The organism is Thermodesulfovibrionia bacterium, from assembly GCA_030646035.1.
Lineage (GTDB): Bacteria > Nitrospirota > Thermodesulfovibrionia > UBA6902 > UBA6902 > JACQZG01.
On record JAUSMY010000009.1, the window covers coordinates 16,632 to 37,573 of the forward strand.

General features: G+C 48.7%; 16 protein-coding genes. 15 read left to right on the plus strand and 1 reads right to left on the minus strand.

Features of this window, described 5'->3' with window-relative positions; genetic code table 11:
- Positions 1–13 precede the first annotated feature (13 nt).
- From Q7U10_00885 to Q7U10_00945, 13 genes are all read left to right on the plus strand, one after another.
- Positions 14–748 carry a uracil-DNA glycosylase gene (locus tag Q7U10_00885; protein ID MDO8281171.1) on the plus strand — a complete coding sequence of 245 codons (735 nt, stop codon included), beginning with the start codon at positions 14–16 and terminating at the stop codon, positions 746–748.
- Positions 749–1,237: an HIT domain-containing protein gene (locus Q7U10_00890; protein ID MDO8281172.1), complete on the plus strand. Its 489-nt coding sequence runs from the start codon at positions 749–751 to the stop codon at positions 1,235–1,237.
- 17 nt (positions 1,238–1,254) lie between these two features.
- Complete coding sequence (locus Q7U10_00895; GenBank protein MDO8281173.1) at positions 1,255–1,926, plus strand: SprT family zinc-dependent metalloprotease; 672 nt, start codon at positions 1,255–1,257, stop codon at positions 1,924–1,926.
- Positions 1,927–1,988: 62 nt separating this feature from the next.
- Positions 1,989–4,598 carry a DNA mismatch repair protein MutS gene (gene mutS / locus Q7U10_00900; GenBank protein MDO8281174.1) on the plus strand — a complete coding sequence of 870 codons (2,610 nt, stop codon included), beginning with the start codon at positions 1,989–1,991 and terminating at the stop codon, positions 4,596–4,598.
- Positions 4,599–4,736: 138 nt separating this feature from the next.
- Positions 4,737–7,388 carry a valine--tRNA ligase gene (locus Q7U10_00905; protein ID MDO8281175.1) on the plus strand — a complete coding sequence of 884 codons (2,652 nt, stop codon included), beginning with the start codon at positions 4,737–4,739 and terminating at the stop codon, positions 7,386–7,388.
- Positions 7,381–8,244: a carboxylating nicotinate-nucleotide diphosphorylase gene (gene nadC / locus Q7U10_00910; protein MDO8281176.1), complete on the plus strand. Its 864-nt coding sequence runs from the start codon at positions 7,381–7,383 to the stop codon at positions 8,242–8,244. Before Q7U10_00905 ends, nadC begins: the two co-directional genes overlap by 8 nt.
- A 57-nt stretch (positions 8,245–8,301) precedes the next feature.
- Entirely contained in the window at positions 8,302–8,814 is a 513-nt protein-coding gene (locus Q7U10_00915) for a DUF177 domain-containing protein (protein MDO8281177.1), read from the plus strand.
- A gap of 12 nt (positions 8,815–8,826) precedes the next feature.
- Positions 8,827–9,018 carry a 50S ribosomal protein L32 gene (rpmF, locus tag Q7U10_00920; GenBank protein ID MDO8281178.1) on the plus strand — a complete coding sequence of 64 codons (192 nt, stop codon included), beginning with the start codon at positions 8,827–8,829 and terminating at the stop codon, positions 9,016–9,018.
- Complete coding sequence (plsX, locus tag Q7U10_00925) at positions 9,015–10,043, plus strand: phosphate acyltransferase PlsX (GenBank protein MDO8281179.1); 1,029 nt, start codon at positions 9,015–9,017, stop codon at positions 10,041–10,043. The genes rpmF and plsX overlap by 4 nt, the downstream gene beginning before the upstream one ends.
- Positions 10,033–11,010 (plus strand): beta-ketoacyl-ACP synthase III, encoded by a 978-nt coding sequence (locus tag Q7U10_00930; protein MDO8281180.1) that lies wholly within the window; start codon positions 10,033–10,035, stop codon positions 11,008–11,010. Before plsX ends, Q7U10_00930 begins: the two co-directional genes overlap by 11 nt.
- Before the next feature lie 115 nt (positions 11,011–11,125).
- Positions 11,126–12,283: an acyl-CoA dehydrogenase family protein gene (locus Q7U10_00935; protein ID MDO8281181.1), complete on the plus strand. Its 1,158-nt coding sequence runs from the start codon at positions 11,126–11,128 to the stop codon at positions 12,281–12,283.
- A gap of 133 nt (positions 12,284–12,416) precedes the next feature.
- Positions 12,417–13,736 (plus strand): cardiolipin synthase, encoded by a 1,320-nt coding sequence (cls, locus tag Q7U10_00940; protein ID MDO8281182.1) that lies wholly within the window; start codon positions 12,417–12,419, stop codon positions 13,734–13,736.
- A complete protein-coding gene (locus Q7U10_00945; GenBank protein ID MDO8281183.1) occupies positions 13,727–14,704 on the plus strand; it encodes a hypothetical protein in 978 nt (325 codons plus the stop codon). Before cls ends, Q7U10_00945 begins: the two co-directional genes overlap by 10 nt.
- A 9-nt stretch (positions 14,705–14,713) precedes the next feature.
- Here Q7U10_00945 and Q7U10_00950 read toward each other — a convergent pair whose 3' ends face one another.
- A complete protein-coding gene (locus Q7U10_00950) occupies positions 14,714–16,390 on the minus strand; it encodes an AsmA family protein (GenBank protein MDO8281184.1) in 1,677 nt (558 codons plus the stop codon).
- Positions 16,391–16,546: 156 nt separating this feature from the next.
- Between Q7U10_00950 and Q7U10_00955 the strand changes: the two genes are divergently transcribed.
- The gene (locus Q7U10_00955) at positions 16,547–19,219 is read left to right on the plus strand and encodes a PAS domain S-box protein (protein ID MDO8281185.1); all 2,673 of its coding nucleotides are present in this window, start codon (positions 16,547–16,549) and stop codon (positions 19,217–19,219) included.
- The gene (locus Q7U10_00960) at positions 19,216–20,700 is read left to right on the plus strand and encodes a sigma-54 dependent transcriptional regulator (protein ID MDO8281186.1); all 1,485 of its coding nucleotides are present in this window, start codon (positions 19,216–19,218) and stop codon (positions 20,698–20,700) included. The genes Q7U10_00955 and Q7U10_00960 overlap by 4 nt, the downstream gene beginning before the upstream one ends.
- The last annotated feature ends 242 nt before the right edge of the window (positions 20,701–20,942 follow it).

A 20,942-nucleotide genomic window follows, 5' to 3' on the forward strand; every position in this document is an offset into this window, starting at 1 on the left:
GAGTTAAAAACCTATGACAACTAAGAATGAAATTATCAGAGAGATGAAGAATGCGATGGAGTTCTATAAAGAGCTCGGGTTCGAGTATCTTCCTGTTAAGAGTATAGACCTCTCCATGCGTCGCAATGTTATCGCTGAAAAAAAGGCTGAATATCGTTCTGCTCCTGCTGCTGCATCTTCAAACAAAGAAGAGATGTTGAAGCTGCTGAGAGAGGAGATTGGGGATTGCAGGCGCTGCAAGCTTTGTGAAGGCAGGACGAATATCGTATTCGGTGAAGGCAGCGCGGATGCGAGGCTTATGTTCATAGGCGAGGGGCCGGGTAAGGATGAGGATATGCAGGCAAGGCCTTTTGTTGGTGAGGCAGGGCAGATACTTAACAACCTTATAACTAAAAGAGGATGGAAGCGCGAAGAGGTTTACATCGCAAATATCGTGAAATGCAGGCCTCCCGGCAACAGGGCGCCGGAAGATGATGAGATTGCGGCATGTATGCCTTTTGTGCAAAAGCAGATAGAGATAATAAAACCAAAAGTGATAATGAGCCTCGGGAATGTGGCTACGCAGTCGCTTCTCAGGATCAAGATCCCGATAAGCAAAGCAAGAGGGAATTTCTACTCTTATGAAGATATCCCTGTCATGCCGACATTTCATCCTGCGTATTTCTTGAGAAATCCAAAAGAGAAACACCTTACCTGGGATGATTCGGCAAAGGTGCTTGAAAAACTGAAAAGCGAAGAGGAGGGTTAAATGAAAAGACTCTGGGCGCCGTGGAGAATGGAATATATACTGGATGATCACAAACTTGATACCTGCCTCTTTTGTCACATATCACAGGCAAAGAAGATAAACGATAAGAAGAATCTGATCTTATACAGAAGCGAGTACTGTTTTGTCATGCTTAATAAATATCCCTACAACAGCGGACACCTTATGGTCGTTCCATACTTTCATACACCTTCTTTTGACGGGCTTTCAGATGAGGCGCTCTTTGATTTCATAAAGACGATCGACAGGTCTGTGAATGTCCTTAAGAAGGCGCTCAATCCCGACGGCTTTAACCTCGGCCTTAACTTCGGCAAGGTCGCCGGAGCAGGCATGGGCTCGCACATGCACAAGCATATCATCCCCCGGTGGACAGGCGACACAGACACCATGCCGCTCATATCAGAAACAAGGGTCATGCCCGAGCACCTGATGGCGACCTATGCAAAGCTGAGCAAGGCATTTAAGAAGTAGTTCTTTGTATTGTGCCGATGCAGATCGAAATCTCTGAGATCATAAGATCACGAAGAAAGACCATTGCGGTCGAGGTGCGTGGGGATGCTTCTATCATAGTACGCTCGCCCGGCTGGGTATCTGAAAAGGTCATCAAGAATTTTGTAGAGGCAAAGAGCGCATGGATAATTAAAAAACAGAAAGAGGCCGGAGAAAAGATATCTAAATCGCCTAAGCGTAATTTTGCTGAAGGTGAAGAGTTCTTTTATCTTGGTGATAAATATAATTTGAGAGTGATAGATGATCAGGATGTGCCTTTGAAGCTTGACGGCTGCTTTATGATGTCGCATCAGCATCGTGAACGCGCAAGAGAGATTTTTACAGATTGGTACAGGGACGAGGCAGCCCGGATAATTGCAAAGAGGGCGGAGCTGATCTCAGGCATGTCAGGCCGTGAATATAAAAAGATGAAGATAACATCCGCAAGGAGGCGATGGGGTTCATGCACTACAAAGGGCAATATCAACTTCAGCCTCTTTCTTGTCATGGCTCCGCTGAGGGTCATAGACTATGTTGTTGCTCATGAGATATCGCACCTGTCCGAGCTTAACCACTCTGCTAAATTCTGGAACAAGGTCGGGTCATTGATGCCTGATTTCAAGGAGCAGAAGATATGGCTCAGGGAGAATGGGCATCTGCTGGTTATATAGCAGGACTTTATATACGAACAATTTGATTATGCTATAATTCATCGTCCCAAAAGGCTTAAATTATGTCTGAACTTACCCCTTTAATGAAACAATATCAGCAGGTCAAGCGCAACCATCCGGATGCGATATTATTCTTCCGTCTGGGGGATTTCTATGAGATGTTCGGCCAGGATGCGGTTGTTGCCTCAAAGATCCTTCAGATAACCCTCACTTCCAGAAGCGCGGGCAAGGACGCTAAGATGCCGATGTGCGGGATTCCTCATTTTGCAGCTGACAATTACATCGCAAAACTTATCAATGCGGGCCATAAGGTCGCTATATGCGAGCAGGTCGAGGATGCCAAAGACGCAAAGGGTATTGTGAATAGAGAGGTTGTAAAGGTAGTCACTCCGGGAACATTCCATGCTGACAATCCTAAGGAGAACAATTACATCCTGTCATTCTTTCAAAAGGAGAGCATCTTCGGCATCGCAGTCGCTGATATTACAACTGGCGAGTTCTTTCTTTACGAGACCTTTGACAATCTCGAAGATGAGATTAACAGGTTCCAGCCCAAGGAAGTGCTTTATCCTCTCGGCTTAAAGGACAGCGCAACTGTGGGAACCAGCCTTGATGATTATTTTCTCACGCCTTATGACGACTGGTATTTTGATTACATCGAGGCATATAGAAAGCTCCTGAAACATTTAAATGTTGCCTCTCTTGAAGGCTACGGGTGCGAGGGTATGATCGTTGCCATTTCTGCTGCAGGCGCTTTGATGAACTATCTTGAAGAGACACAGAAGGATGCTGTCTCATTCAGTAAATTAAGCGTGCTGAGGCGCGACTCATGCATGCTGCTTGATGCCGCTACCCAGAGGAACCTTGAGATCACAAAGAATATGAAGAGCGGTGATATCGAGGGCAGCCTGCTTGGCGTGCTTGACGAGACTCTTACTCCCATGGGAGGAAGGCTGCTGAGGACATGGATAGTGAATCCCCTTCTCAGCCCTGATGAAATAAAGACGAGGCAGTCTGCTGTCGGCGCGCTTTTAGAAAGCGGGGCGAAGCTTTCACGGATACATGATCTCCTTGACAGGACAGCTGACATCGAGAGGATAGCTTCCAAAATAAATAACGAAAGCGCCAATGCGCGTGACCTTACGGCGCTGAAGTCTTCTCTGAAGAGTTTCCCAGAGCTGAAGGAAGTTATAAGCAGTATCAGTAATAAGAGGATGTCGGTTCTTTCAGCAAATATTGATGAACTCAATGACCTTATGTCACTGATAGATGGAGCCATTAATGAAGACGCGCCCATGAGCATGAGGGACGGCGGGCTTATTAAGCACGGCTATAATGCCGGGATAGACGAGCTGCGTGATATAAGCGGAAGCGTCAAGGACTTTATCGTAACACTTCAGAAGAGCGAGAGGGAGAAAACAGGTATCTCATCTCTCAAGGTGGGCTTTAACAGGATATTCGGCTATTTCATAGAGATCACAAATACAAACCTCCCTCAGGTCCCTGATCATTATATAAGGAAGCAGACGCTGGTTGGCGGCGAAAGGTTCATAACTCCTGAGCTGAAAGAATATGAGACAAAGATACTCGGAGCTGAAGAGAGGCTCAAGGTTCTGGAGTATGACCTCTTTGTTGAGATAAGGAATGAGGCTGCAAAAGAGGTAGCCCGGCTTCAGAAGAGCTCTTCAGCCATAGCAGAGCTTGATGTGCTTTACTCTCTGGCGCGCGTTGCCAAAAAATACAGCTATGAGTGCCCTGTTGTTGATGACGGTGACAGGATAGAGATAACTGACGGCAGGCATCCTGTTATCGAGAGGCTTGCGTCTGATGAGAGGTTTGTTCCCAATGACGTACTGCTTGATAACGGCGCAAACAATGTCCTGATAATAACCGGCCCCAACATGGCGGGCAAGTCAACATATATGAGGCAGGTGGCGCTCATAGTGCTTATGGCGCAGATGGGCAGCTATGTGCCTGCAGCTTCTGCGAGGATAGGCGTTGTTGACAGGATATTTACAAGGATAGGCGCATCTGATGTGATTACAAAAGGCCAGAGCACATTCATGCTTGAGATGCTTGAGACCGCGAACATACTCAATAACGCGACTGACAAGAGCCTTATCATTTTGGATGAGGTTGGCAGGGGAACAAGCACATTTGACGGCATAAGCATCGCATGGGCTGTTGTTGAATACATAGCGAACAGGCTTCATTCAAGGACCCTCTTTGCGACGCATTACAATGAACTTACGGAACTCTCTATAGTTTTAGACGGAATAAAGAACCTCAATGTTGCAGTAAAAGAGTGGGGCGAAGAGATAATTTTCTTAAGAAAGATAGAAGAAGGCCCGGCTGACAAGAGCTACGGCATACAGGTAGCGAGGCTTGCGGGCCTTCCTCAAGATGCTATTACGAGGGCGAAAGAGATACTCTCAAACCTTGAGAAGTCCGAGCTGAACGAACTCGGCGCGCCGAAGCTTGCATATTCATCTGACGCTGAGCGCTCTAAAAAAAGCTCTGTCGGACAGCTTGACCTCTTTACCACACAGGCAGACCCTGTGCTAAAGGAGATACTCGGGCTTGATGTTATGAGCATGACCCCGATCGACGCGCTTAATAAGCTGTATGAGATAAAGAGACGGCTTTCGGATAAGGGCGGAAAGACATCGTGAGGCTTTCAACTCTGCATTGATTTTCGTTTTAACGCTGAATCTCCCCTCCAAAGCCTTATTGATATTTTAATGTTATTATATTAAGCTTTTTTTGGTATTCTGCTATAGGTTTTAGAGCCATAATAAAAGGAAATAACCATGATAGATAAAAGATATAATCCTGAAGATGTTGAGAAGAAGTGGTATAAGGAATGGCTTGAGAAGGGCTACTTCAAGGCTGAGTCGAAGAGTGACAAGCCTTCTTACTGCATAGTCATACCTCCGCCGAATGTAACAGGCTCTCTCCACATGGGCCATGCGCTTGATATAACGCTTCAGGACATAATGATAAGGTGGAAGCGTATGTCAGGCTTCAACACCCTCTGGCTGCCGGGCACTGACCACGCGGGCATCGCCACACAGAATGTCGTTGAGAAGGACCTTGTGAAGCACGGCACAAACAGGCATGCGCTTGGCCGCGAGAAGTTCATTGAGAAGGTCTGGGAGTGGAAGAAGCTTCACGGCGACAGGATAATCAGCCAGCTCAAGAGCATGGGCGCGTCATGCGACTGGAGCAGGGAGAGGTTCACTCTTGACGCAGGTTTATCAAAAGCGGTCAGAGAGGTCTTTATAAGGCTCTATGAAGAGGGGCTTATCTACAGAGGCGAGTATCTTATCAACTGGTGCCCGAGATGCCATACCGCTCTCTCTGACCTTGAGGTCGAGCATGAGGACAGGCAGGGGAAGCTCTATTATATAAAATATAACCTTGCCGGTGAAGAAGGGCATCTCGTTGTTGCTACTACAAGGCCTGAGACATTTCTCGGCGATACCGCCGTAGCTGTTAATCCTGATGATGCACGGTACATGCATCTTATCGGCAAAAAAATAAGGCTTCCGCTTATAAACAGAGAGATAATTGTCATAGCGGATGAATTTGTTGATTCATCATTCGGCACCGGCGCTGTAAAGGTGACTCCTGCGCACGACCCGAATGACTTTGATATGGGACAGAGGCATGGCCTGCAGTTCATTAATATCCTGAACGGCGACGGCACAATGTCTGAAGCAGCAGGTCGTTACAAGGGGCAGGACAGGTTTGAGTGCAGGAAGAATGTTCTCAAAGACCTTGAAGACGCAGGCCATCTTGAGATGGTCAAGGATCACGACCATGCGATAGGCCACTGCTACAGGTGCAGGACGGTTGTTGAACCGTTTCTCTCAAAGCAGTGGTTTGTCAAGATCAAGCCTCTTGCGGAAGAAGCGATAAAATCTGTTAAGGAAGGCAGCGTAAAGATAATCCCTTCCGGCTGGGAGAACAGTTACTTTGACTGGATGGAGAATATAAAGGACTGGTGCATATCAAGGCAGATATGGTGGGGACACCGTATCCCTGTCTGGTACTGCGGGGCATGCGGTGAGGTCATCGTATCGGCTGAGACCCCAACGCAGTGCAAGTGCGGAAGCATGGAATTAAAGCAGGATGAGGATGTGCTTGATACATGGTTCTCATCAGCGCTCTGGCCTTTCTCAACACTCGGCTGGCCTGACGATACTGATGACCTTAAGACCTTCTATCCCACAGATGTTCTGATAACAGGTTTTGACATACTCTTCTTCTGGGTAGCGCGCATGATCATGATGGGCGAGAAGTTCATGGGCAAGGAACCCTTCAGGCACACATATATCCACGCGCTTATCAGGGATGAAGAAGGCAAGAAGATGAGCAAGTCTAAAGGCAATGTTGTTGACCCTCTTGAACTGACAGGCGAGTTCGGCACGGATGCGGTTCGCTTCACGCTTGCCGCTTATGCCGCGCAGGGCAGGGATATAAAGTTCTCAAAGAAGAAGGTCGAAGGGTACAGGCACTTCATTAATAAGATATGGAATGTTTCAAGATTCATATCTATGAATATTACTGACGACACCGTCATATTGCCTGTTAAAGAACTTAAGAACCTCAGCCTACCGAGCAGGTGGATATTGAGCCGCGTCTCTGCTGTAAGCGAAGATGTTAATAAATCACTTGAAGAGTACAGGTTCAATGATTCTGCCGGCATACTCTACCAGTTCATGTGGCATGAACTCTGCGACTGGTATGTTGAGATGATAAAGCCTGAACTTTACAGTGATGATACTGCGTCGAAGAACTCAGCGGTCAGTGTTCTTGTTCACACCTTTGAGGCAACTCTCAGGCTTATGCACCCGCTCATGCCTTTTCTCACTGAGGAACTCTGGCAGGACTGTACTGTTAAGGACAAAGCAGAGAGCATCTGCATCAGCAGATACCCGACAGCCAGTGACGGCATCCCTGACCCTGAGGCTGAAAGAAAGATGAAGGTGATAATGGATGTTGTCACAGGCATAAGGAATATCAGAGGCGAACTCAACCTCTCACCCGGCCTTCAGCTGACAGCCATGATAAGAACTATGGAAGGTGCAAAGGCTGTCATAGATGAGAACATAACTTACATAACAAAACTTGCAAAGGCTGATATCGAGACAGGTGATGATATCGTATCGCCTGAAGGCGCGGCAACTTCAATAAGGCCGTCTATGGAGATATATGTTCCTCTTAAGGGCTTGTTTGATATTGATGCAGAGTTAAGCAGATTGAGCAAGGAGATGTCCAAGGTTCAGGAGACATTTGCCTTTATTGACAAGAAGCTTTCCAATGAGGGATTTGTCAGCAAAGCGCCTGAGGCAGTTGTTGAGGAGAACAAGGCTAAGCACTCTGAACTAAAGGATAAAATAGATTCCATTAAAGAGAACATCGATAAACTTAAAGAGTGGAAGAAGTCTGATGGCTAGCAGTATAAAAAAGAGTTCAGCTTATATTGACGCGGCCATCAGGAATGCGCTTAACGAGGATATCGGCTCGGGTGATGTGACAACATCTTCTGTTATACCTAAGGGTCATAAAACAAAGGCTGTTTTTGTAGCCAAGCAAGACTGTATTATTTCAGGGCTGCCTTTTGCAAAAAGGACGTTTGAACTTTTAGATCCTGGTGTGAAGTTCAGCGTGATTAGAAAAGAAGGGAGCAGGCTGAAAAAGGGAACAGCATTTGCCAGTGTAAGCGGAGACACGTCGAGCATACTCATGGCTGAGCGTGTAGCTCTGAACCTTCTACAGCGTATGTCAGGCATAGCCACACTCACAGGCAAATATGTCAATGCTGTGAAACGGCACAAGGCAAGAATAGTCGACACCAGAAAGACAGCGCCGGGGCTGAGGTTATTTGATAAGTATGCCGTAAAAACAGGCGGGGGTCATAATCACCGATTCGGCCTCTTTGATGCTGTTCTTATAAAGGACAATCATATTGATGCAGCCGGGGGAGTGTGCAGGGCGGTTGAACTTGCGAAACGGAATGCCGGTAAGTCACTAATAATAGAGGTTGAAACAAGGAATATCACTGAAGTCAGGGCGGCATTATCTGCCGGCGCGGATATCATAATGCTTGATAATATGCCGCTCCATAATATTAAAAAAGCTGTAGATATTATCCGTTCTATAATGCCGAAAACCATCATTGAAGCATCCGGCGGCATCAATTTAGATAATGTAAATTCAGTGGCGGCAGCCGGTGTGGACCTCATATCAGTAGGGGCTATTACCCATTCCGCGCAAGCCTCTGACATAAGTATGAAGGTACTGCCTCGTTGACAATCAGCTGAATCAGACAATATAATTAATACCACTTTTAATTTTAAAGGCGTTGCAATGAAGATCCTTGTATATGATATCCCTTCCGAAGGGTTGGAAAAAGAGTTTGATATTCCGATCTCTCTTGAGGATGGCGGAATAGAGAAGACAGCTCATGTAACTATGAGTGTAATGAAGTATGGGGACAGTGTCCATATCGAAGGACATGCCGGCATGACGGCTACGCTGTCCTGCAGCCGCTGCCTGGAAGAATTTCCATATTCCATGGATGTTGATTTTTCGGATGAGTATGTCCCTGATACCGAGATCGCCCGGGCAAGCGAGCATGAGCTCGGCAGCGATGAACTGAATATCGGGTATTACAGCAATGATGAAATAGATGTTAAGGAACTTATCAAGGAGCAGATGCTCCTGCAGGTTCCCATAAAGCAGTTATGCAGGCCTGACTGCAGGGGGATATGTTCCAAATGCGGCATAGACCTCAATACCGGGTCATGCGCATGCAAAGAAGAGGAAATCGATCCGAGATTAGCCAAGCTCAGCGAGCTGAAGAATAGATTAAAAAAATGAAAGGAGTACAAAATGCCAAATCCAACATCCAGACACAGTAAAGCCAGAAGAGACAAAAGACGCGCTAACTGGAAGCTGACACTTTCCAGTATCGCTCTCTGTCCTGAGTGCCAGGAGCCTACTCTCCCTCACAGGGTCTGTCAGAGCTGCGGTAAGTACAGGGGCAAGAAAATAATTGAAGTTGTTGAAAAAGAACTTGCATGAGGATATCCCTTGACGCAATGGGCGGAGACCACGCCCCTGCTACAACGGTTCAGGGAGCAGTAGAGGCGGTCAGAGAGTGTAAAGACCTCACAGTAATCCTTGTCGGCGACGAAGTTGAACTGGGCAGAGAGATTGCGAAGAGAAAATTCAGTTCCGAACGGATAATCATAAAGCATGCCTCACAGGTAGTCGGAATGGGCGAGCCCCCGATGACTGCTGTCAGGCGCAAGAAGGATTCATCCATAAGCGTAGCGTTAGAGCTTGTGAAAACAGGCGAGGCCGATGCCATGGTAAGCGCGGGGAATTCCGGCGTTGTCATGGCTACAGCGCTTTTTAAGCTGGGCAAGATCCCCGGAGTTGACAGGCCTGCCATTGCAACCATTATGCCTGCGTTAAAGGGAAATTTCTTTCTGCTTATCGATGCGGGCGCAAATGTCGACTGCGACCCTATGAATTTATACCAGTTTGCGATCATGGGCGAGGCTTATATGAGGAAGGTCTTTCATATAGAGAACCCGAAGGTCGGGCTGCTTGGTATCGGCGAAGAGGATGCAAAGGGGAATGAGCTTACCAAAGAGGCTTTCAAGCTCCTTAAGAATTCTAACTTCAATTTCATCGGCAATGTTGAGGGCAAGGAGATATATAAGGGCGAGGCCCATGTTGTGGTTTGCGACGGCTTTGTCGGCAACATAGCCCTAAAGATAAGTGAAGGGCTGGCAGAGGCGATATCCAAGATGCTCCAGCACGAGATATCGATCAGCCTGTCAGGCAGGATAGGCTACCTCTTTATGAAGGGTGTATTTGCCAAATTCAGAAAGAAGACCCACTATGCCGAATACGGCGGCGCACCGCTTTTAGGTCTGAACAAACCCTGCATCATCAGCCACGGCCGTTCAAGCGCAAAGGCGATCAAGAACGCGATAATAGTAGCTGCTGAATATTATAACACCGGAGTATCTGATCTCATATCACAAGAATTCAGTTCCAGTATCTCCAGGGAGGAGAAGCTTGCCTCTGCGGAGTAGAATCACCGGAACCGGTTCATACCTGCCTGAAAAAGTTCTCACCAACTTTCAGCTTGAAAAGATGGTTGACACGTCTGACGACTGGATCACCGAGCGGACAGGCATCAAAGAGCGGCGTGTCGTAAGCAAGGATGAGGTCACCTCAGATCTTTGCCTCAAGGCTTCAAAGATAGCACTCAAGAGTGCGGGGCTGAAGCCTTCTGATATCGACATGATAATAGTCACGACGATGAGCGGTGATATGCCGATGCCCTCTACCGCCTCAATCCTTCAGGGAAAACTCGGAGCGAAGAACGCGGCTGCCTTTGATATTAATGCCGCATGCAGCGGTTTTCTCTACGGGCTTTCAGTTGCAGACAGCTTTATAAGGAGCAAGACATCCAAAAAACTCCTCCTTGTCAGCGCTGAGGTCAATTCTAAGTTTCTCGACTGGGAGGACAGGTCGACGTGCGTTATATTTGCAGACGGAGCCGGAGCCGTTGTGATGGAGCCGACTACGGGCAAGCACGGCATATTATCAACCCGCCTTTTCTCTAACGGCGAATTATGGGACCTGATAACGATTCCGGGCGGAGGCTCACAGCATCCTCCCACAGAAGCGAGCGTGAAGAAGAAGATGCACTTTATACAGATGAAGGGCAATGAGACATTCAGGGTCGCGGTCAAGACGCTGGAGCAGCTGGTCGTTGATACACTTAAGGCTGATAAGATAAAAGCCTCGCAGCTTTCACTTCTTATACCGCATCAGGCAAACATAAGGATCATACAGGCTACTGCCAAGAGGCTCGGCCTCTCCATGGATAAGGTGTTTGTCAATCTTGAAAAATACGGAAATACCTCAAGCGCCTCCATCCCCATAGCCCTTGATGAAGCGCTCAGGAGCAACAGGATAAAAGAGGGCGACTATATAATGCTTGAGGCATTCGGCAGCGGGCTCACCTGGGCATCATCATTGATCAGGTGGTAGGCTGGTCAAAACTGCAAATAATTGTGGAAGTATCTGACTGAAATAATATAAACTATTCCCGTTTGTATCGTTAGAATATACACATTATATATCTGAATCTTATGGAGGAAACTCAATGAATTATTTTTTAAATGAAGAACAGGAGATGATCAGGGACCTCACTCGCCGTATCGCCGAGGAGAAGATAGTTCCTGTCAGGTCGGAGCTGGATGAGAAGGAAGAGTTCCCCTGGGAGATAATGAAGGTGCTTGCGCAGTCAGACCTCTTCGGGCTTTTCATTCCTGAGGAATACGGAGGGCTCGGCATGGGATCGCTTGAGCTTGCAATAGCCATAGAGGAACTCAGCAGGGCGTGCCTCGGTGTGGCAACGTCATATTCAGCAAACGCGCTTGGTTTTCTGCCGATAATCCTTAGCGGTTCTGATGAGCAGAAGAAGCAGTTCCTTCCTGCTATAGCAGCAGGCAAGAGGCTGGTGGCTTTTGCTCTTACCGAGGCAAACGCAGGCAGCGATGCTGCAGGGGTTCAGACGACCGCGGTCAAAGAAGGTAATGAATATGTGCTTAACGGCACGAAGCAGTGGATCACCAACGGCGGAGAGGCTGAGATAAATACTGTTGTCGCGATGACAAACAAGAGCAAGGGCACTCGCGGTGCATCCATGTTCATTGTTGAACACGGGACAAAGGGTTTCACTTACGGCAAGAAAGAAAACAAACTCGGTATAAGGGCTTCATCCACAAGGGAGCTTGTCTTTGACAACTGCCGTATACCGGCGGAGAACATTATAGGAAAAGAGGGCATGGGCTTTATAATTGCCATGAAGACCCTTGACATCGCAAGGAACGGGGTCGGTGCTCAGGGCGTAGGTGTTGCGCAGGGAGCGCTTGACGCAGCTCTTGCATTTGCAGTTGAGAGGAGACAGTTCGGCCAGGCGATAAGCAGCTTCCAGGCGATCCAGCACATGCTCGCGAATATGGCGACAGAGATAGAGGCTGCAAGGGCGCTCGTCTATTCAGTGGCAAGGCATATTGACGGCGGGGAAAAGGATATAAGCAAGGTCTCTGCAATGGCAAAGCTCTTTGCAAGCGATGTTGCTATGAGGGTGACTGTTGACGCCGTTCAGATCATGGGTGGTTCCGGATATATGAAAGAGTATCCTGTTGAGAAGATGATGCGCGACGCAAAGATACTCCAGATCTATGAAGGCACGAATCAGATACAGCGCAATGTCATCGGACAGGCGCTGGTGAAAGAGACTAACAAGAAGAAGTAGAATAAGCGGCTGAGATTTGACATTCATGGCGGAAGAGATTATTCCGTGATAGAATGAAGACATGAAAAGCGTCAAGCCTTTCTTTTTATTATTTCTACTCTTATCCTTTTTGAGCATCAGCAATGGATGTACTATGCTGCCGGACGTTTCTGAAGTGATCGATGAAACGCCGGCCGGCCAGAAACCCCGTCAGATCGTTTCATCCAAAGGACTGCTATCTCCAGAAAAAAGCAAGGCTATCATGGAACGGCTGAAGCTGTCGGTCGACCCGACTGACATTCTGCAGCGCCACCTTGTAGTGGTGGAATCGGTCACCGAAAGCCCGTTGACAAAGGGGAACAAAGTAACTCTGCTTGCCGACGGACAGGCGACCTATGCCGCAATGTTTAAAATCATAGAGAATGCCAAAGACCATATCAATCTTGAAAGCTATATCATCGAGGATGATGAGACAGGCCGTAAATTTGCCGAACTGCTTTTGAAAAAACAGGCTGAAGGGGTTCAGGTAAATATCATCTATGACAGCGTGGGCAGCATGAAAACTCCTGATACTTTTTTTCAGCGCCTGCGCGACAGCGGAATTCAGGTGGTCGGTTTCAATCCGATAAATCCGCTGAAGGCCAATGGGGATTGGGGACTGACACACCGGGACCATCGCAAAATATTGATCATCGACGGCAAAGCCGCAATTACCGGAGGGATCAACATCAGCAAGGTTTATTCGAGCAGCCCTTTCAAACGGAAGAAGAATGAAAAAGCTCCAATTCACTGGCGTGACACAGACATTCAGATCGAAGGCCCTGCCGTTGCTGAATTCCAGAAGCTGTTTCTTGACACCTGGCTGAAGCAGAATGGGCCGAAGCTCTCTGAGAAAAACTATTTCCCTGTCCTGAAAGAAGCGGGTAATTCCCTGGTGCGTGTGGTCGGCAGCACCCCCGGAGAGGACAACCGTCTCACTTTTATTATGTATGTGTCTGCCATCGTTTTTGCGGAGTCTTCTATTCACATGACGAACTCCTATTTTATCCCTGACGATCAGATAGTAAAGGCGCTTACTGATGCTGCCGGGCGCGGTGTTGACGTAAAGATCATTCTCCCGGGGAACACAGATTCCAAACTGGCATTATATGCGCAGAGGTATTATTACTCCGAGCTTTTGAGGTCGGGAGTGAAGATATACGAACACAGTACTTCCCTGCTGCACGCTAAAACCGCGGTGGTTGACGAGGTCTGGTCAACAGTCGGCTCAACCAACATGGACTTCCTGAGCTTGCTGAAAAATGACGAGGTAAATGCGGTCGTCCTGAGTAAGGAATTTGCCGTAGAGATGGAGCAGATGTTTGTCAGTGACCTTGCGGGTTCCAGAGAGATCCAATGGGATGAGTGGAAAAAAAGGCCTTTGCTGCCGAGGGCCAGGGAGTGGTTTGTTAACTTGTTTGTTCGATGGCTGTAACATCTCTTCATCCTGGGCATGTGAATTATAAGTATAAGAGCATAAACTTTCTAAAATTCTTCCTCTTCACTGCCGCAGCTGCGATTATTTTTTTTGCCGGTTTTGCTTCAGCTGTTGAAAAGCCCCTGCAGAACGAAGACATCCTTCTTGAGACTTATCAAAAGAACATGGCCCGGCTGGAGAAAAACAGCTTCGGCATTCCTCTTTTTCTGGAGTCCTTTGAGCAAGGCCACAGGGTGAATGTGGATGTCTATGGGATATTTGATCATCCATTCAGCAGTGTTGTCAACGTGCTCAAGGTTCCGGCGAACTGGTGCGATATCGTGTCCCTCAATCCAAATGTCAAGGCATGCACCTACAGGGAACTGCCAGGAACATGGCTGCTGACCTTTTTCATCGGCCGAAAAGGATATCAGACCACTGAAGATGCGCGTCAAGTCATTTACCGATACCGGAAAGTTGATCAGCAGCAGAAGTATCTTGATATTATTTTGAATGCTGATGAAGGCCCTTTCGGCACAAAGGACCACAGCATGAGGTTCGAGGCACTGTCACTTGAAGGTGGAAAGACCTTTATCCATGTCAGTTATTCATATAACGACAGTGCTGCGCTTCGCCTCGCGGAAAAAGGATATTTTGCAACACTCGGCAGGGGCAAGGTCGGATTCACAGTAGCCGGAACAGACATAAACGGCAGGCCTGTCTATATCGGCGGTCCGCGCGGCGCGATCGAGCGAAATGCTGTCCGGTATTATTTAGCTATCGAGTCTTTTATGAATACTCTTGAATATCCTGAAAACAGCCGCTTCAGCATGAGGATAAGAGAGTGGTATGATCTCACAGCCCGCTACAAGAAACAGCTTTTTGACCTTGAGAAAAAGGACTACATCACATTTAAGACAAAAGAGCATATAAACCAGTTAGTACTACAGCGATCTATCGGGAATGGCCGACAGCAGGTGCATTAAGCAGGGGAGTTACTCTGAAGGCTGCTGTACAGCTCCGTTATAAAAGACATCGCATCTGCCGCCTTGAACAAAGCGTTTAGCCTTCCTGTAGAGGTCGAAGACCGGTTCTGCAAGGGACCCGACAGCATTCACCTTGCCGATCTCGGGACTGCCGAAAGGGCCGCTGATGTTTTGTTTGAATTTTGCGCATCCCTTGTCATCGAGAAGCGCCACTGTTACTTTGTCATAGCGTCCTCTGACAAGGTCGAGTTTGCCTTTAAGAGCAACCCGATTATGGTCAGTCGAAAGTGCGCAGTCCGTGGCGTCTGCCACACCGCCCCTGACCTCCCAGTGAGAGAGGAAATGCGTGATGGTTCCCTGTCCTTCCTGTGCATGCAGATAGAGATCACCATAACGGTATCCCTTTAGAGCAACAGTGCTCATGACGGCAACCGTGCCGATAGGGCCGGCGATGAAGAAAGCGCCAAGGTCTACGAGGTTAAACTTCTGGCTCTTTTCGTACGAAGATAGTACCTTGTCGAGATTCATTGTATAAATGACAAGATTATCGCCCCTGAGAGAAAAAGTACCATCCATGCCGCTCATCATATCTCTAGCTCCTTTTTCTTCTATCGTTATGTATGCATGCAGGTCACCCTTGCCGCCGATAACCTTTTTTGCGCCGAAGAACTTCTCAAATTCCGAGAAGTCCAGCGCCAATATCTGAAATTTGACCGTATACTTTGCGTCGGTTCCTGACTTGTCTGCAGTAAGATATCCTTCAGCCTTACCGCCGAAGATATCCATGTTAAGTGAAGTGAGGTATGTCACTCCATTCTCCACTTTTATAAGACTGCTGAGATTGTCGATCTTGAGTTCCTTATTTAGTACTTCCTTGCAGGTCAGGTTTCCCGTGAAGGAGATATTCTTTGCGATATCTCCTGATGAATCTCCGATCACAAGATCCTTGACAGCCATATTGATATTTTTCAGCTCGGTTTTTTCACCGGCCTTCTTATCAAAGTAGACAAAGGAACTGACGGCAAGAGGTTCGAAATTGTATACACCCCTTACCGCCCTTACGGAAGACTTGAGATTCTCGATCCTGAAGTTTGTCTGCAGCACCTGACTGCTGCTGAAGTCTCCTGTGAACGAGGCGTTCTTTAAAAAGTCAGCTGCGTTATTTCCTGCCTGGATATCTTTGATCGCCAGATCGAGATCTCTAAACTCTGTCTTTTCACCAGTCTTCTCGTCGAGATAGAGAAGTGTTCCTTTGGACATCTTGAGCTTATACAAACTGAAGACTACTCCGAACTGCCCTTCAGCCGATATCTTTTCAGTGCTTTCAAAATTATATTTCCCATATGCGTCCTTCACGATACTGACAACCGGTTTGACAAGCTCGCACCCGGTGATCTTGAGCTGCTTCTTCAGCAGGGGCATCAGCTCCCCAGCCAGCTTAAGGCTTTCAAGGGTAGCGATTTCGACTTTCTTGTTGGTGATGTAGATGTTCTTTGCCGATACGCCAAAAGGGAAGACAGAGAGCTCCATCTTCCCTTTTATCCTGACCTCCAGCCCGGTCGCTCCAGAGACAGCGGCCTCGATACGGGGCCTGTAGGAATTTATATCAAAAGTGAGGACGAAAACGACTGCTGCGAGAACAAGTGCTGCGGCGCTGACGCCAATGACATAAAGGACTTTTTTCATCTTCGAATTCATTGTAGGAATACTATACTCTGTATAGCCAAAAAAAGTTATAAGGTTACATGTAAGGCTATCATACAATGGTTTACGCGTCAAACAGCTGTCTGTCTTTAGTGATGCTTTGGGTAAATATATAATAATGCTGATATACTTGCCCTTATGAAAGATAAATCAAAACAAGGAAGTTCGAAGAAAGAACCCGCCAAAGAGATAACAGCGCATACCCCACCCAAACAACCAGAAAGTCAAAGCAGCACTGGCAGTACGATCCCTATCGTTGACATCACCGACCGCAGGCTGGCAGGAGAAGCGTTGCAGAGCGCGATCTTCAACAGCGCCAACTTTTCGAGCATTGCAACGGACGCGAAGGGCGTCATCCAGATCTTCAACGTAGGCGCCGAGCGCATGCTGGGATATGCGGCAGCTGATGTGATGAACAAGATCACGCCGGCTGACATCTCTGATCCGCAGGAAGTTATTGCGCGCGCCAAGGCGTTGAGCGCTGAACTCGGAACTTCGATAACTCCGGGCTTTGAAGCATTGGTCTTCAAGGCATCGCGCGGCATAGAGGACATATACGAACTGACCTATATCCGTAAAGACGGCAGCCGCTTTCCGGCAGTCGTATCGGTCACTGCGCTGCGTGACGCGCAAAACGCGATCATCGGCTATCTGCTGATCGGCACAGACAACACGGCGCGCAAGCAGGCGGAAGAGGCGCTGCTCAAGGCAGGTGCGTTGCAGAGCGCGATCTTCAACAGCGCCAACTTTTCGAGCATCGCCACTGACGCAAAGGGCGTCATCCAGATATTTAACGTAGGAGCCGAGCGCATGCTGGGATATGCGGCAGCTGATGTGATGAACAAGATCACGCCGGCTGACATCTCTGATCCGCAGGAAGTTATTGCGCGCGCCAAGGCGTTGAGCGCTGAACTCGGAACTCCGATAACTCCGGGCTTTGAGGCGTTGGTCTTCAAGGCATCGCGCGGCATAGAGGACATATACGAACTGACCTATATCCGTAAAGACGGCAGCCGCTTCCCAGCTGTAGTATCGGTCACTGCGCTGCGTGACGCGCAAAACGCGATCATCGGCTATCTGTTGATCGGTACCGACAACACGGCGCGCAAGCAGATCGAAGCTGAGAAACAGCATTTGCTCGATATTCAGGAGGAGACGCATAAAGAACTGCAGCGTACCAACTTCACCTTGCAGGTCAGCGAGGAAAGGCTCGCGGTTACGCTCAACTCCATAGGCGATGCAGTGATAGCCACTGATGCAGCAGGGCGTGTGACGCTTATGAATCCCCTTGCCGAACGGCTCACGGGCTGGAAGCGGGCGGAGGCCATCGGCCGACCGGTGGACGATATTTTTCACATCATCAACAAGGAAACCCGTCAACCCGCCGTTATCCCGGTAATAGAAACCCTGGCGCATGGCACGATACAGGGCCTTGCCAACCACACGGTACTGATCGCACGGGGCGGCAGCGAGTGCGATATCGCTGACAGCTGCGCGCCTATACGCGACCGCGACGGCCAGGTGATCGGCGCTGTTCTGGTCTTCCGCGATGTCACAGGTGAATATGCCGCGCAGCAGGCATTGCACGACAGCTCTCAGGCGCTGCAGGAAAAGAACATTGAACTTGAGAAATCCAGGCTCACGGCGGATAAAGCCAACCTTGCGAAATCCGAATTCCTTTCCAGCATGAGCCATGAGCTGCGATCTCCGCTCAATGCGATACTCGGTTTCGCCCAATTAATGGAAACGAGTTCGCCGCAGCCGACGCCAGCACAAAAGGCCAGTATAGACCAGATCCTTAAAGGAGGATGGTATCTGCTGGAGCTGATCAATGAAATTCTCGATCTCGCGCTTATCGAGTCAGGCAGGTTGTCGCTGTCTCCGGAACCCATGTCGCTGGTAGATGTGATGCTCGAATGCCAGGAGATGATAGAACCACAGGCGCAAAAAAACGGTATCCGTATGAGTTTCCCCGCGTTCGAGATACCTTACTTTGTTCATGCCGATAGAACCAGGGTGAAGCAGGTTCTGATCAACCTGCTTTCCAACGCGATCAAATATAACCGCGCCAAAGGGGCGGTCGAAGTTACATGCGCCCCTGGCGCAGCACAACGCATACGCATCAGCGTGCGGGATACTGGTGAAGGATTGTCTCCTCAAAAACTCGAACAGCTTTTTCAGCCGTTCAACCGTCTCGGACAGGAGGCAAACGCAGAGGAAGGCACCGGCATCGGACTGGTGGTGAGCAAGCGTCTTGTCGAATTAATGGGTGGAGAGATCGGTGTTGAAAGCACTGTCGGGAAGGGCAGCGTATTCTGGGTCGAACTGAACGCGGCTGTTGAACCGCAGCTTATGGCCGGCGAAGCCGAACCTCGTACATCAGGTGAAGCGCGTGAACAGCATGGCGCAGCGATGCGCACCCTGCTGTATGTAGAAGACAACCGTGCAAACATGCAGCTGGTCGAGCAGCTTGTCGCACGACGTTCCGATCTCCGCCTTTTGGGCGCTGGGGACGGCAGGCAGGGCATCGCATTGGCGCGCATACATCAGCCTGAGGTGATCCTGATGGACATCAACCTGCCCGGCATGAGCGGTATCGAGGCGCTGAAGAGCCTGCGTGAATATCCTACAACTGCGCACATTCCCGTCATAGCCATCAGCGCCAATGCAATGCCGCATGATATCAGCAAAGGACTGGATGCGGGATTCTTCAGCTATCTCACCAAGCCGATCAATGTGATAGATTTCATGAATACGCTGGATAAGGCGCTGGAATTTGCTAAAAAAGGATCAGACTCTAAATCAATATGATGGTAAGTGATGCTGATATTCTTAATGCAGGCATTCTGATCGTTGATGATCAGGTAGCAAATGTGCAGCTACTCGAGCAGATGCTGAGCAGCGCCGGCTACACGAACATTACATCTACGATGGACCCGCATGCTGTCTGCGGCATGTATCGCGATAACCGCTATGACCTGATCCTGCTTGATCTCCTTATGCCCGGCATGGATGGATTTCAGGTGATGGAAGCATTAAAGGCGATCGAAACGGACGGCTACCTTCCAATCCTCGTGATCACAGCCCAACCTGGGCACAAGCTGAGGGCGCTTGAAGCAGGCGCAAAGGATTTCATCAGCAAACCCATTGATCTCCTCGAAGTAAAGACACGCATCCGCAATATGCTCGAAGTGCGCTTGTTGTACAAGAAGATAGAGAATGACAACAATGTGCTGGAAGAACGGGTGAGGGAAAGGACCGCATCTCTTGCAGAAGAGATCGAGAAGGTCAGGCAGTTAAAAGACCAGTTGCGTGATGAGAACATATACCTTAAGGAAGAATTTAATTTATTGCACTCACACAAGAACATCGTGGGCAACAGTGAAGCGATAAAGACTGTGCTGAAGCAGATAGAACAGGTTGCGGGAACAGAGTCAACGGTCTTGATACAGGGCGGGACAGGCACCGGAAAGGAACTGGTCGCAAACGCTATCCATGGCATCAGCTCCCGAAAGGACCGGCTCATGATCAAAGTCAACTGTGCAGCCCTGCCGCCGACGCTCATCGAAAGTGAACTCTTCGGCCGCGAGAAGGGCGCCTTTACCGGCTCGATATCAAAGCAGATAGGCCGTTTTGAGCTTGCGCATACTTCAACTATTTTTCTTGATGAGATTGACTCACTGCCGCTGGAACTTCAGGCAAAGCTGCTTCGTGTATTGGAGAGCGGAGAATTTGAGCGACTGGGCAGCCCAAAGACCATGAAGGTTGACGTCAGGATAATTTCTGCTACGAACTGTGATCTTGGCAAGGCTGTTATTGATGGCAGATTCAGGCAAGACCTTTACTATCGTTTGAATGTCTTTCAGATCGATGTGCCGCCTCTTCGCGAACGCCGGGAGGATATACTGCCGCTCGTATGGTCTTTTGTGCAGGAGTTTTGCAAGAGGATGGGCAAGCGTATCGAATCAATACCGCAGAAGAGCGTTGAAGCCCTGCAGGCCTATCCATGGCCGGGCAACATAAGGGAACTGAAGAATGTTGTTGAACGTGCGATGATAATCACAACCGGGCCTGTGCTGCATCTGGATATACCAAAGATCGCGCATTCAAGCGCAAACCAGTCCGAGACTCTCGAAGATGCAGAGAAACAGCACATCATCGACGCGCTGAACACAACCGGATGGCGGGTAAGCGGCAAGGACGGGGCGGCAAAGATATTAGGCATCAATCCAAAGACGCTTGAATCGAGGATGCAAAAGCTCGGCATCCAGAGAAATAAGAAAAACATCTGATAAAAGTTCAGCACGACATTCCGCATTATTCAGGTTCAAGCTGCACATATCATTGACATACAATATATAATTTGATAAACATATATATAAATCATGACAAAACAAACTGCAAAAAAACCGGCGCGTTCCAAAGCAGCGAATAAAATAAAACGAGCCCTATGGGGGGGGGGGGGGGGGGGGGGGGGGGGGGGGGGGGGGGGGGGGGGGGGGGGGGGGGGGGGGGGGGGGGGGGGGGGGGGGGG

Bases quoted from the DNA above. Each gene is read 5' to 3' on its own strand.
- Q7U10_00885 (MDO8281171.1), top strand. From the start codon at position 14: ATGACAACTAAGAATGAAATTATCAGAGAGATGAAGAATGCGATGGAG.
- Q7U10_00890 (MDO8281172.1), top strand. From the start codon at position 749: ATGAAAAGACTCTGGGCGCCGTGGAGAATGGAATATATACTGGATGAT.
- Q7U10_00895 (MDO8281173.1), top strand. From the start codon at position 1,255: ATGCAGATCGAAATCTCTGAGATCATAAGATCACGAAGAAAGACCATT.
- mutS (MDO8281174.1), top strand. From the start codon at position 1,989: ATGTCTGAACTTACCCCTTTAATGAAACAATATCAGCAGGTCAAGCGC.
- Q7U10_00905 (MDO8281175.1), top strand. From the start codon at position 4,737: ATGATAGATAAAAGATATAATCCTGAAGATGTTGAGAAGAAGTGGTAT.
- nadC (MDO8281176.1), top strand. From the start codon at position 7,381: ATGGCTAGCAGTATAAAAAAGAGTTCAGCTTATATTGACGCGGCCATC.
- Q7U10_00915 (MDO8281177.1), top strand. From the start codon at position 8,302: ATGAAGATCCTTGTATATGATATCCCTTCCGAAGGGTTGGAAAAAGAG.
- rpmF (MDO8281178.1), top strand. From the start codon at position 8,827: ATGCCAAATCCAACATCCAGACACAGTAAAGCCAGAAGAGACAAAAGA.
- plsX (MDO8281179.1), top strand. From the start codon at position 9,015: ATGAGGATATCCCTTGACGCAATGGGCGGAGACCACGCCCCTGCTACA.
- Q7U10_00935 (MDO8281181.1), top strand. From the start codon at position 11,126: ATGAATTATTTTTTAAATGAAGAACAGGAGATGATCAGGGACCTCACT.
- cls (MDO8281182.1), top strand. From the start codon at position 12,417: ATGCTGCCGGACGTTTCTGAAGTGATCGATGAAACGCCGGCCGGCCAG.
- Q7U10_00945 (MDO8281183.1), top strand. From the start codon at position 13,727: ATGGCTGTAACATCTCTTCATCCTGGGCATGTGAATTATAAGTATAAG.
- Q7U10_00950 (MDO8281184.1), bottom strand. From the start codon at position 16,390: ATGAAAAAAGTCCTTTATGTCATTGGCGTCAGCGCCGCAGCACTTGTT.
- Q7U10_00955 (MDO8281185.1), top strand. From the start codon at position 16,547: ATGAAAGATAAATCAAAACAAGGAAGTTCGAAGAAAGAACCCGCCAAA.
- Q7U10_00960 (MDO8281186.1), top strand. From the start codon at position 19,216: ATGATGGTAAGTGATGCTGATATTCTTAATGCAGGCATTCTGATCGTT.